The organism is Streptomyces sp. NBC_01283 (genome assembly GCF_041435335.1).
In the GTDB taxonomy this organism is placed as follows: Bacteria; Actinomycetota; Actinomycetes; order Streptomycetales; family Streptomycetaceae; genus Streptomyces.
Genome location: NZ_CP108430.1, coordinates 109860 through 123318, shown reverse-complemented (window position 1 = coordinate 123318; position 13459 = coordinate 109860). Strand labels below are relative to the sequence as shown.

5 protein-coding genes are annotated in these 13459 nt (G+C 70.8%); all 5 read left to right on the top strand.

Annotated elements, in window-relative coordinates; all coding sequences use genetic code 11:
- Positions 1 to 149: 149 nt before the first annotated feature.
- The 5 genes from OG302_RS00395 (at position 150) to OG302_RS00375 (ending at position 13441) form a co-directional block, all read left to right on the top strand.
- Entirely contained in the window at positions 150 to 9473 is a 9324-nt protein-coding gene (locus OG302_RS00395) for an amino acid adenylation domain-containing protein (protein ID WP_371524661.1), read from the top strand.
- Between the two features lie 72 nt (positions 9474 to 9545).
- Positions 9546 to 10736 carry a cytochrome P450 gene (locus OG302_RS00390; protein ID WP_371524659.1) on the top strand — a complete coding sequence of 397 codons (1191 nt, stop codon included), beginning with the start codon at positions 9546 to 9548 and terminating at the stop codon, positions 10734 to 10736.
- Entirely contained in the window at positions 10733 to 10984 is a 252-nt protein-coding gene (locus OG302_RS00385; RefSeq protein WP_371524657.1) for an MbtH family protein, read from the top strand. The genes OG302_RS00390 and OG302_RS00385 overlap by 4 nt, the downstream gene beginning before the upstream one ends.
- A complete protein-coding gene (locus tag OG302_RS00380; RefSeq protein WP_371524655.1) occupies positions 10981 to 12240 on the top strand; it encodes an MFS transporter in 1260 nt (419 codons plus the stop codon). Before OG302_RS00385 ends, OG302_RS00380 begins: the two co-directional genes overlap by 4 nt.
- A gap of 25 nt (positions 12241 to 12265) precedes the next feature.
- Positions 12266 to 13441: an acyltransferase family protein gene (locus OG302_RS00375; RefSeq protein WP_371524653.1), complete on the top strand. Its 1176-nt coding sequence runs from the start codon at positions 12266 to 12268 to the stop codon at positions 13439 to 13441.
- Positions 13442 to 13459 lie beyond the last annotated feature (18 nt).

Sequence of the window (13459 nt, the reverse complement as noted above, 5' to 3'; positions counted from 1 at the left end):
GGGCAAAGGCGCGCCACCCCGGATGGTCGGCACCGACCGCCGAGACGCAGGGCGCCCACCACCGGACGTCGACACCGCAACCCGCGAGGACCACAGCGCAGGTGCAAGAACCTCCTCCCCGCCGAGTTCAACGATCAGGAGACTGGCGCATGACCGACATCGACCTGACCAGCCTCACGCCGGAGCAGAAGCGCGCGCTGCTGGCAGAGCGGTTGCAGCGCAAGAGCGCCCAACAGCCCCCGGTACGCGAGCGCCGGTTCTCCGCGTCGTTCCCCCAGCAGCGCATGTGGTTCCTGGACCGCCTCAACCCCGGCAGCGCCGCCTACAACATTCCGGCGGCCGTGCGCATGCACGGGCCGCTCGACCTGGAGATCTGGCGCCGCAGCCTCGCCGAGATCGTCCGCAGGCACGAGTCGCTGCGCACCACGTTCGAGGAGGCCGACGGCGAGCCCGTGCAGGTCGTGCACCCGACCGGCGAGCTGGAGATGACGGTCGAGGCGTGCGAGCACCTGCACGGAACCGAAGGAGAAGAGGGCGTCAAGGACCTCGCGCGCCGCGAGTTCGCCCGCCCCTTCGACCTGGGCACCGGGCCGCTCATGCGGATGAAGTTCTTGCGCCTGGCGCCCGATGAGCACGTCCTGCTGCTCACCATGCACCACATCGTCGCCGACCTGTGGTCGACATCGGTGCTGTTCGGCGAGCTGGTCGCCCTGTACCAGAGCTACCTGACCGGTACCGAGGCCACACTTCCGAAACTGACCGTCCAGTACGCCGACTATGCGGCGTGGCAGCGCAAACAGCTCGCGGGGCCGGGCTTCGCGGCCGAACTCGACTACTGGAGGACGACCCTCGACGGCGCCGCACCCATCCTCGAACTGCCCACCGACCGGCCCCGCCCCGCGGTGCTCGGCACCACCGGCGGTTCGCGGCCCTTCCAGCTGCCGGCCTCGGTGATGGACGGAGTGCGCGACCTGAGCAGGCGCACGGGAACCACCCCGTTCATGACGCTGCTCGCCGCGTACGTCGCCCTGTTGCACCGGTACAGCAGGCAGGAGGACGTCGTTGTCGGGGTCCCGGTGGCCAACCGCGGCCAGTCCCAGGTCGAGCAGCTCATCGGCTACTTCGTCAACACGCTCGCGATCCGCAACGACGCCTCCGGCAACCCGACGTTCACCGAGTTGCTCGGACGCGTGCGCTCCGCCGCCCTCGGCGCGTTCGCCCACCAGGAACTGCCCTTCGAGCGGCTGGTGGAGGAACTGCGACCGGAGCGGGACCTGTCGAGGTCGCCCCTCTTCCAGGTGTCGTTCGTCTACCAGAACATCCCCGTGCCGGAGTTCGGCGTGGCCGGTCTGCGCCTGGAACTGATGGACGTGGCCAGCACCACCGCACGGTTCGATCTCGAACTGCAGGTGTTCGAGCAGGACGACAGGCTCGGCGGCTGGTTCGAGTACAACACCGACCTCTTCGACGCGGCCACGGTCGATCGCATGGGCAACCACCTGAAGGTGCTGCTCGACAACGTGCTGCGCGACCCGGACCAGCCGATCCTGGACATCGCCCTGCTCACGGAGACGGAGCAGCTGGCGCAGCACCGGGAGCGGACGGACACCCGCCACGAGTGGCCCGACGAGCTGCTCACCCACCAGCGCATAGAGCAGCAGGCGGTACTGCGGCCCGACGCCGAGGCGGTCCACTGTCAGGGACGGACCCTCACCTATGCCCAACTCGACGCCTCCGCCAACCAGTTGGCGCGCCGGCTGCGGAGCCATGGTGTCGCGCGCGACGTGATGGTCGGGGTCTGCCTGGAGCGTTCGCTCGACATGGTCGTCGCGGTGCTGGCCGTACTGAAGGCCGGCGGCGCCTACGTGCCCGTCGATCCGGGGCTGCCCAAGGACCGCATCACGTTCATGATCGAGGACGCTGAACTGCCCGTCCTGATCACTCAGAGCTCGGTGGCACCGGGCCTGCCGCAGACCGCGGCCGCGACACTGTGCGTGGACGAGTTGCGCCAGGAGCTCGCCGCCGAGTCCGCCGAGCCCCTTGGCGCGCCGGTCGACGGCGCGGACCTGGCCTACGTCATCTACACGTCGGGCTCGACCGGCCGCCCCAAGGGGGTCCAACTGCCCCACCGCGCGCTGCGCAACCTCTTCTGGGCGATGAAGCAGTGGCCGGGCATCGACGCCGGCGACAGCCTGATCGCGGTCACCACCCTGTCGTTCGACATCGCCACCCTGGAGCTGCTGCTCCCGCTCGTCGAAGGCGCCCGCGTGGTGCTCGCCACGCGCGAAGTGGCCACCGACGGCAAGCTGCTGGCCGCCGAGATGGCCGCCACCGGCGCCACGATGATGCAGGCCACTCCCTCCACGTGGCGGATGCTGCTCGATGCCGGATGGCAGGGCCGCCCGGGACTGCGCGGGCTGATATGCGGCGAGGCGCTGCCCCCCGATGTCGCGCGGCGCCTGCTGGACAGCGGCGTGGAACTGTGGAACATGTACGGCCCCAGCGAGACCACCATCTACTCCCTGGGCACCCGGATCGTGGACGAGACGATCACCATCGGCGGGCCCATAGCCAACACCGAGGTACACATCCTCGACCCCGAGGGGCGCCCGGTGCCCTCCGGCGTCCCCGGCGAACTGTGCATCGGCGGCAGCGGTCTCGCCCGTGGCTACATCAACCGGCCGGAACTGACGGCGCAGCAGTTCGTCCGTAACCCCTTCCCGTCCGACCTCGCCGATCGTCTGTACCGCACCGGTGACCTGGTACGGCGCCGGGTCGACGGCACCATCGACTACCTCGGCAGGCTCGACCACCAGGTCAAGCTGCGTGGCTACCGGATCGAGCTCGGCGAGATCGAATCGGTGCTCATGCGCCAGGACCAGGTGAAGGACTCCGTCGTCGTGGTCCGCGAGGATCAGCCGGGCAATCAGCGTCTGGTGGCCTACGCGGTGCCCGCCGCGTCCGCCGGAGCCGACGACGAGCTGCGCCGCCGACTGCGCTCGGCACTGGCCGGGAAACTGCCCGACTACATGGTCCCGTCCGCGTTCGTCTTCCTCGACGCGCTGCCGCTGACCCCCAGCGGCAAGACCGACCGCGGCGCCCTGCCCGCGCCCGACGGGCAGGAGACCCGTACGGCGGCGGCCTACATCGCGCCTCGCAACGCCGAGGAGGAGGCCCTGTGCGACCTGTTCGCCGAGGTACTCGCGGTGCCTGCGGTGGGCATCGACGACGGCTTCTTCGCCCTCGGCGGGCACTCGCTGCTCGCCACCCGCCTGGTGGCGCGGATCCGCTCCACGCTCGGTGTCGAGCTGCCGGTACGCGCCCTGTTCGAGAAGCAGAGCGTGGCCGAACTGGCTGAGCTCGTGCGTCAGGGCAGCGGCGACGCGCGGCCCGCGCTGGTCCGGGCCACCCGGCCGGACCCGCTGCCGCTGTCGTTCGCCCAGCGACGGCTGTGGTTCCTGCACCAGATCGAGGGGCCATCGCCCACGTACAACCTTCCTGTGGTGCTGAGCCTGAACGGGGCGCTGGACGTGGACTGCCTGCGGGCTGCCCTCGCCGATGTCGTCGCCCGTCACGAGGCGCTGCGCACCGTCTTCCCGGACACCGGCTCACCGGCCTGCCAGCTCATTCTCGAACCGGGGCAGGCACGCCCCGAACTTCCGGTCACCGAGGTTGCCGAAGGAGGCCTGGACGACGCGGTGGCGAACGCGGTCCGCCACTCCTTCGACCTGACCCGTGAGATCCCGCTGCACGCGGAGCTGTTCACGGTCGGCCCCGACGCCCACGTGCTGGCCGTCGTCGTGCACCACATCGCCGCGGACGGCTGGTCGCTCGCGCCCCTGCGCCACGACCTGGCCGCCGCCTACCGGGCGCGCCGGGCCGGCCATGCTCCCTCCTGGGAACCACTGCCGGTGCAGTACGCCGACTACGCCTTGTGGCAGCGGCAGTACCTCGGTGAGCCCGACGACCCCGACAGCACCTGGACACGACAACTCGACTACTGGCGCGGCGCGCTGGAGGGTCTGCCGGAACGGATCGCCCTGCCGGTCGACCGCCCGCACCCGGCCGAGGCCTCGCACGCCGGAGACACGGTCACCTTCCAGTGGGACGCGGACCTGCACGAAGGACTCGCCCGACTGGCCCGCAGCTGCGACGTCAGCATGTTCATGGTCCTCGACGCGGCCCTCGCGGTGCTGCTCAGCCGCCTCGGCGCCGGCCAGGACATCCCCATCGGTGTCGCGAACGCGGGCCGCGACGACCAGGCCACCGAGAACCTGATCGGCTTCTTCGCCAACACCCTGGTCCTGCGGACGCGGATCTCGCACCAGCAGACCTTCCGGCAACTGCTCACCGCGGTGCGGGAACGCACCCTGGACGCGCTCGCGCATCAGGACATCCCCTTCGAGTCCCTCGTGGACAGCCTGCGGCCGTCCCGGACCATGTCCCACCACCCGCTGGTCCAGGTCATGCTGTCCTGGCAGAGCGTGGCCGACGAGACGCTGGACCTGCCCGGCATCGAGGCGTCGCCGCTGGTGATGAGCACCGGCACGGCGCGCATGGATCTGGTCCTCCTGCTGCACGAGCGCCTCACGAGCGACGGCGCCGCGGGCGGGATCGAGGGCGGCTTCGAGTACAACGCCGACGTCTTCGACCCGGAGACGGTGCGCACCATGCTCGGCAGGCTGCGTCAGGTGGTCCTCGCGATGATCACCGACCCGGACCAGCCGGTCGGCGGCGTCGATCTGCTCACCCCGGCCGAGCGGCACCGCGTGCTGGAGGAGTGGAACGGAACGGGCGCCAAGGAGCCGACCGCCGCTCTGACCGAGCTCTTCGAGGCGCAGTGCGCCCGCACTCCTGACGCCGTCGCGATCAGCTGCGGCGACGAGCGGCTGACCTACCGCGAGCTCTCCCGGACCACGGACCGGCTCGCCGCACGGCTGCGGGCGCTGGGGGTGGGTGCCGACGGTGCCGAGGACGCGGTGTGCCTGTTGATGGAGCGGTCGGTGCGGGTGCCCGTGGCGATCCTGGCCGTGCTCAAGGCCGGCGGTGTGTACGTGCCGCTGGATCCCCGCTACCCCGAATCCCGGATGCGGCTGATCATGGAGGAGCTGGGAGCGGACGTACTCCTCGTGGACGGAGACGGACCGGCGCACCCCGCCGTCGACGGCCTGCGCGTGCTCGACGTGACCACCGAACTGGCCGCCGCCGACACCGCGGCCGAGCCCGGCACCCTGACGCCCCCGAGCGACCCGGACCGGCTGGCCTACATCATGTTCACCTCCGGCTCCACCGGACGGCCCAAGGGCGTGGCGGTCACCCACCGCAATGTCGCGAGCCTGGCTGCCGACCACACCTGGCGCGGTGCCAACCACACCCGCGTGCTGATGCACGCCCCGACCGCGTTCGATGCCTCCACCTACGAACTGTGGGTCCCCCTGCTGTCCGGCGCGGAGGTCGTCGTCGCGCCGGCCGGGGAGCTCGACCCGGACGTGCTGCTGGGCATCATCCGCGAACGGGGCGTGACGTCGGCGTTCTTCACCGCCGCACTCTTCAACCTGCTCGTCGAGTACGACGCCACGGCCCTCTCGGGCATGCGCGAGGTGATGGCCGGCGGCGAGGCGCTGTCACCACCCGTGGTCGCCAAGGCACTTGCCGCCTGGCCCCGGACCGTACTCACCAACGGGTACGGGCCGACGGAGACGACCACGTTCGCCGTGCTGCACAGCATGAGCGAGCTGACCGACGGCACCGTGCCGATCGGTACACCGATGGACGACACCCGTGCCTACGTCCTTGACGAGCGGCTGCGCCCGGTGCCGGTCGGCGTCCCCGGCGAGCTCTACCTCGCCGGAGCGGGCCTGGCCCGCGGCTACTTCGCCAAGCCCGGCCTGACGGCTCAGCGTTTTGTCGCCTGCCCCTACGGAGCGGCCGGCGAGCGCATGTACCGGAGCGGTGACCTGGTCCGCTGGCGCGCCGACGGCACCATCGAGTACCTCGGCCGCACCGACGACCAGGTCAAGATCCGCGGCTTCCGCATCGAACCGGGCGAGATCGAGAACGCGCTCGGTGCCCATCAGGCCGTCGCGGACGCGGCCGTGGTGGTCCATGACAAGGCCTCGGGCGGCAAGGACCTCGTCGGCTATGTCGTGCTCGCCGACGGAGCCGCCGCTGAACCCGCTCAGCTGCGCTCCTTCGTGGCGGAACGGCTGCCGCAGTACATGGTGCCCGTCGCGGTGATGGTGCTCGACGCGTTCCCGGTGACCACGAACGGCAAGCTCGACCGCCGCGCACTGCCCGCACCGGACCTGGGCGCGGGCTCCGCGTCCCGCGCCGCACGGACGCCGGTCGAGGAGATCCTGGTCGCCGTGTTCGCCGACGTGCTCGGGCTTCCCGAGGTCGGCGCCGAAGCCGGATTCTTCGACCTGGGCGGCGACAGCATCCAGGCCACCCAACTGGTCGCACAGTCCCGCACGGCCGGTCTCGTGTTCACCGTCCGGGACGTGTTCACGCACCAGACGGCGGCCGGCATAGCCCAGGTGGCGCGGCCGGCCGATGAGGAGGCCGCGGTGGGCGTCGCGGACATCGGCACCGGCTCCATCGCGCCGTTGCCCATCCTGGAACGCCAGCGCCAACTGGGCGGCTCCGCCGTCGGCTTCGACCTCTCCGCCACCGTCGGCCTGCCTCTCGACATCGACGAGGACCGGCTGGTCGCGACGCTCCAGGCGGTCCTCGACCAGCACGACGCCCTGCGCACCCGGCTGGTGACCGAGCCCGCGGGGCAGTGGTCGCTGCACGCGGCGGAACCCGGCACGCCGCGCATCGCCGACGTGCTGCACCGGGTGGACATCGGCGGCCTGGACGACGCGGACGCACACCGCCTGATCAGCCAGGAGACGACCGCGGCCAAGCGGCGCCTCGACCCGGCCGCGGGCGCGATGCTGCAGCCCGTGTGGTTCGACGCGGGACCAGGACGCCCCGGCCGACTGCTGCTCGCCGTACACCACTTCGCCATCGACGGCGTGTCGTGGCGGATCCTGCTGTCCGACATCGCCGTCGCCTGGGAAGCGGTGTCCGCGGGCCGTGAGCCGGTCCTGGCACCGGTGACGACGTCACTGCGCGGCTGGGCGGAGCGGGTGGCCACCGGCTCCGCCGTCATCCGGCACCGCGCGGAACTGCCGGCGTGGCAGGACATCCTGCGGGACGCCGAGCCCCTGGTCACCGGAGAGCTGGACAGGGAGCGGGACGTCACCGGCACCGAGGGACGCCTCTCGGTGACCCTGTCCGCCGAGGACTGCGCACCGCTGTTCGCACAGGTGCCCGCCGTGTTCCGCCGCGGCATCCAGGACGTGCTGCTGACCGCCTTCGGCCTCGCTGCCGGGCAGTGGCGAGCCCGCCGGGACGGTTCAGCCGCGGCGGGCACCGGCCCGGTGGTCCTGGACGTGGAGAGCCACGGCCGGCACGAGCACCTGGTCGAGGGCACCGACCTGTCACGCACGGTGGGCTGGTTCACCAGCGTCCACCCGGTGCGCCTGGAGGCCGCGGCGCTGCCCTGGCACCACGTCACCGACGCGGGCGATGAGCTCGCGGCCGCCGTCGCCCGCACCGGCGAGGACCTGCGGGCCATCCCGGACAACGGCCTGGGCTTCGGCCTGCTGCGCTACCTGGACCCCCAGACAGCGCCCCTGCTCGCCGCACCGGCGAGGCCGCAGGTGCTGTTCAACTACCTCGGCCGGGTGCCCGTCACCGACGAGGAGCGGCCCTGGCTGCCGCTGCGCGAGGACACCGCCTCCGCCCCCGCCGGGGACCGACCGCTCTCCCACCCGCTGGAGATCAACGCGGTCACCCAGGACGGCCCCGAGGGACCGCGGCTGGTGGCCAACTGGAGCTGGGCCACTTCGCTGCTCGGTGAGGACGAGGTCCGCGAGCTCGCGGACGCCTGGTTCGACGCACTGCGCGCCCTCACCCGGTGCGCGGACGGCGTCGAGAACGGCACCGTCAAGCTGCCCCGCCGCCAGGACGCACCCGCCGCGGCCATCGGGGCGGCCGACCTGCTGAACGCCCCGATCCCCAAGGCGGACCGCAGCGACGGCACCGGCCTCTCCTTCGGACAGCTGGAATTCCTGCTGCAGCCGGTGGGCCCCAACCACGCCCACCACGCCGTCATCACCGCGTTCCGGGTACGCGGCGAGCTCGATGCCGCGGCCCTGCGCCGCGCCCTGGACGACCTGGTGCGCCGCCACGACATCCTGCGCACCCGCTACGTCCAGCGAGGCTCGGCGACACAGCAGTTCGCCGACGGCAGGCCCCAGTGGCAGCTCGACACCATCGAGCTGCGCGGGTACCAGGGGCAGGCCCAGCGCGAGCAACTGCACGCGCTGCTCACCGAAGAGACCAAGAAGACGTTCCGCATCGAGGACGGCAACCTCGTACGCGGTCTGCTCGTGCGGCTGGCCGACCAGGAGCACGCGCTGGTCCTCGTCGCCCACCACATCCTGGTGGACCACTGGGGCTTCCTCGTGGTCTTCGACGAGCTGGCGAAGCTGTACGAGGCCCACGCGGCAGGACGCAGGCCGCAGCTGCCCGAGGTCATGGTCCAGCACCTGGACTACGCGGCATGGGAACAGGGACTGCTGGCCAGCGGCGCACTCGACGAGCATGTCGAGCACTGGCGCACCGAGCTGGACGGGGCGGCGCGCACGCTGGACTTCGAAGCCCCCCACCACCAGCTCGACGACTTCATCGAGGGCTTCAGCCACAGCGTCGTGGTCGGCGCCGATGTCATGTCGGCGGTGAAGGAGGCCGCCCGCAGCGAGGGCGTGACCCTGTTCATGATGCTGATGTCGGCGTTCCACGTGCTGCTGCACAGCTACTCGGGCGCGACGGACATCGCCGTGAGCCACCCGCTGGCCGGCCGCGAACGACCGGAGACCGAGTCGATGGCCGGCCCGTTCATCAACATCATCCTCAACCGTTCGCGCATGTCGGACGACCCCACGTTCCACGAGCTGGTCCAGCAGGTCCTGCACGGCGAGCTCGACGCCTACTCGCACCAGAACGTGCCGGTACGCGCGCTGGTGCACGACGGCGTCGTCGGGGACGGCAACATGCTGCCCCTGCGCGTCATGCTCAATCTGCTCGGCGTGCCCGCCAAGACGCTGACCCTGCCGGGACTGGACGTGACACCGCTGGACGTGCGGGTCGGCGACGTGACACCGCTCCCCGAGCTGATCACCGCCATCGAGCCGCACAACCTCGACCTCTATCTGGTGGCCCGCGACGTCGAGGGCGAACTGCACGGCCTGTGGGTGTACTCGCCGGACTACATCGCGCCGCCCGTCATGGGCGCACTGGTCCGCCAGTGGCCCCGCGTACTCGAACTGGTCGCACACCACCCCGAGTTGACGGTGTCCCAACTGCGCGAGCGGTTGCGCGCCGAGCAGGACGACACCTCCGGCACGGACAGCGACCGCTGAGCGGCGCCGACCGGCAGGCCCTCATCCATCACCAGATCAGCCGCGGTCCCAACGCGGCGGAATGCAGAGAGCATGTCTGAGACCACACTTGTCGTCACGAACGGGCTGCCGACGCTCCGGGAGCGGCCCCTGGACCCACCCCACGCGCTGCGCGCACAGGGCCCGATCGGCCGGATGACCTTCCCCGACGGATACGAGGGCTGGCTCGTCACCGGATATCAGCAGGGCCGGCAGATCCTGGCCGACAAGCGGTTCAGCTCGGCCGCCTCACACAAGCACCTGGCGTTCCCCTCCGACCGTCCTTCGGACCTGGAGGCGGACATACCCGGTCTGTTCGAGCACATGGACCCGCCGGACCACACCCGGTTCCGCAGGCGCCTGGCCGGCCAGTTCACCCTGCGCCGGATGCGCCAGCTCGCCGCCCGGATCGAGGAGATCACCGCGCACTACGGCGACGCGATGCTGCGCAAGGGGCCGCCCGCGGATCTGGTCACGGACTACGCGGTGCCGGTGTCCTCCCAGGTGATCTGCGAACTCCTCGGGGTCCCGGTCGCCGACCGGGAGCGGTTCGTCGCCGACTCGGAAGACCTGCTGCGCCTGGACATCGCCCCGCAGCAGGCCCAGGCCGCGCTGAAGAGCCTCGTCGACCTCACCGGTGAACTGCTCATGCGCAAGAAGGCCGAACCGGCCGACGACGTGCTCAGCGTGCTGGTGTCCGGCGACGACATCACCGTGGAGGAGTCCATCGGAGCCACCCTGCTGCTCCTGGTCGCCGGGCACGAGACCACGGCCAGCATGCTCTCGCTCGGCACGTACGCACTGCTCAACAACCCTGACCAGATGGCGCTGCTGCGCGCGGACGAATCACTGGTCGAGAGCGCGGTCGAGGAACTGCTGCGCTTTTTGACCATCGTCCACGTGGGCGTACAGCGCACCCCGACCGAGGACGTGGAGATCGACGGGGTGACCCTGCGCAAGGGGGAGACGGTGCTGATCCACCTTCCCAGCGCCAACCGCGACCCGGGCCAGTTCACCGACCCCGACCGTCTCGACGTCACACGAGGTGGCCACAGCCACCTCACCTTCAGCCACGGCATCCACCAGTGCCTGGGGCAGCAACTGGCCCGCCTGGAGCTGCGCATCGGCTACACCGCCCTGCTGCGGCGCTTCCCCGACCTGCGCTTGGCCGGGGACCCGCAGGAGATCCCGATGCGATCCGACATGGCCGTCTACGGCGTGCACCGGCTGCCGGTGACGTGGTGAACGGCACCGACGACACCGACGACACCGACGACGAGGAGTGCACGATGACGAACCCGTTCGACGCCCCCGACGCCGCATACCGGGTGCTGGTCAACGAAGAGCAGCAGCACAGTCTCTGGCCCCGGGACGTGCCCGCGCCGGGCGGGTGGTCGCCGGTGTTCGGGCCCGACACCCGGGACGCCTGCGTCGACTACGTGGACACCCACTGGAGCGACATGCGTCCGGCCTCGATACGGACAGCCGGATGACGACCGTGACAGAAGGGCGTTCACCCCTGCGGAGCTGGCAGTTCCGCAGGGTCATCGCCGCGGAGTTCACCTCCTCCGTCGGCACGCAGATGACCACGCTCGCGCTGCCGTGGTTCGTCCTCATGACCACGGGCTCACCGGCCCGGATGGGACTGGTGTTCCTGATCCAGATCCTGCCGGTGCCGCTGCTCGCCATGCCGGCGGGGCTGCTCGTCGCCCGCTGGGGCGCCCGTCGCGTCACGATCGCGGGCGACCTGTCCAGCGCGCTGCTGACGGCGGCGGTCCCCACCCTGTACGTGGCGGACATGCTGCCGTTCTGGGCGCTGTTGGTGATCGTGGCGCTCATCGGCTGTGTCGCGTCGGCCTACCTCTCGGCCCAGCGCATGCTGCTGACCGAGTCCATCGGACTCGATGAGGGGGTCGTCACCGCGGGCAACGCCCTGTTCGAGACGGCGACCTCCACGGCGCGCCTGGTCGGGCCGGCGATCGCGGGCTTCCTGATCGCGCAGTTCGGCGCACTCAACGTCCTGTGGATCGACGCCGCCTCGTTCGCGGTGTCGGCCGCCCTGCTGGTCGGGCTGCCACGCCACACCCCGGCCTCGGAGCCATCGTCCTCGCACCACATGGCCGAAGGCGTGCGCTACCTCTTCCGGGACCCGGTGCTGCGCACCCTCGCGTTCGCCGCCCTCGGGTACGGCATGCTCATGCCCGTCGTGATGCTCGCGCTGCCCGTGCTCGCCAAGAACCGCTACGACGCCGACCCGCACGTCGCCGGATGGCTCCTTGCGGCCTGGGGCGGCGGCACGGCCCTGGGCACCGTCGCCGTCGCCCGGCTCGCCCGCCAATTCACCCCCGTACGGCTGGCATCCGCGGGCGGCGTGGGCGCGGCGGTCGTGCTGTGGTTCCTGCCGTGGGACCAGCCGGTCACCACGCTGGCGGTGACCGTGGCGGCCGGCTGCATGTTCCTGCCCGCGGTGACCGCGCCGGCGGTCGCGCTGATGATGCTGCGCCCACCGGAACACCTGCGCCCCCACGTGGTTCCCGTGTTCGGCGCCGCCGTCTTCGTCGCCAGCCCGATCGCCTACGGCGTGGCCGGCATGTTGTTCGAGCACCTCGCCGTGAGCACCGTCCTCATGGCGGTCGCCGTGGGGGCGAGCCTCTGCGCGTTGCTGCTGGTCGGCTTGGCGCGCCGCACCCAGCCGGGCCCCGAGGCGGCCCTCACACCGCCCGCCCGACAGTCGGCGGAGCCGACCTGATGACCACTCACCCATAGGAGCGCTCATGCCGGATCACCATGGCAGCGGGGCCGGACAGCTGTCCAGACAGAAACTGCCCTCGCTCACCGGGCTGCGGTTCTTCGCCGCGGCCCTGGTCTTTCTCTTCCACGCATCGCTCCCCGAAGTCCTCGGCGGATTCGAGGACCAGGGATTCGCCGACGGATACGCGCAGGCGTTCAGCCGCGTCGGTTTCGCGGGAGTGTCCTTCTTCTTCATCCTCAGCGGGTTCGTGCTGGCCTGGTCGGCACGCCCGAAGGACACACTGCGGGCCTTTTACCGCCGTCGTTTGCTGAAGATATATCCCAACCACATCGTGATGTGGGCCGTCGCACTCTGCTTCTTCGCGACAATGACCCCTGTGCGCCCAGGGGTGTGGCTGACCAACCTCTTTCTCGTCCATTCCTGGATACCGCGTGCGGACACGGCCGTCTCCCTCAACCAGCCCAGCTGGTCGCTCTGCAGTGAACTCCTCTTCTATCTCCTCTTTCCCTTGCTGTGGCGCTGGATTCGCACCATCAGGAGCAGCCGTCTGTGGATGTGGTTCGGTCTCACCTCCACCGGGCTGCTGAGCACCCAACTGATGATCGACGGATGGATATCCGGGACCCCGCGGCTTCCGGACTGGCCGGTGTCCCTGATGCAGGCCTGGCTCGGCTACAACTTCCCGCCGCTGCGCCTCTTCGAGTTCGTCCTGGGCATGCTCGTCGCCCGGCTCCTGGCGGAAGGGCACCGCGTCTCCCTGGGCGTCACGCCCGCGCTGGCCCTGACCGGCGGAGGGTATGTTCTCGCGCTTGCCGTGCCCTGGCAGTACGGATTCAACGCGGTCCTGGCCGTCCCGCTGGCCCTGCTGGTGGCGGCCATCGCGCACGCGGACATCGCCGGACGCCGCACCGGCCTGCGGGGCCGCCTGCTCACCCTGCTCGGCGAGGTGTCGTTCGCCTTCTACCTCGTGCATTTCATGGTGCTGCTCATCGCCCACGACCTGCTGGAGGGAAGGCAGTTCGACACAGCCACGGCCCTCGCCGTCATCGCCCTCGCCTTCGCCGTGACCCTGCTGCTCAGCTGGCTGCTCTACGAGGGCGTGGAACGCCCGATCATGCGCCGGTGGGCCGGCGGCCCCAAGAGGACGGTGACCGCCGCGGAACCCGACCGGCCCCAACTCGTGGAGCACAGCGGCTGATCCTGAGGGGAACCACCC

Bases quoted from the DNA above. Each gene is read 5' to 3' on its own strand.
- OG302_RS00395 (WP_371524661.1), top strand. From the start codon at position 150: ATGACCGACATCGACCTGACCAGCCTCACGCCGGAGCAGAAGCGCGCG.
- OG302_RS00390 (WP_371524659.1), top strand. From the start codon at position 9,546: ATGTCTGAGACCACACTTGTCGTCACGAACGGGCTGCCGACGCTCCGG.
- OG302_RS00380 (WP_371524655.1), top strand. From the start codon at position 10,981: ATGACGACCGTGACAGAAGGGCGTTCACCCCTGCGGAGCTGGCAGTTC.
- OG302_RS00375 (WP_371524653.1), top strand. From the start codon at position 12,266: ATGCCGGATCACCATGGCAGCGGGGCCGGACAGCTGTCCAGACAGAAA.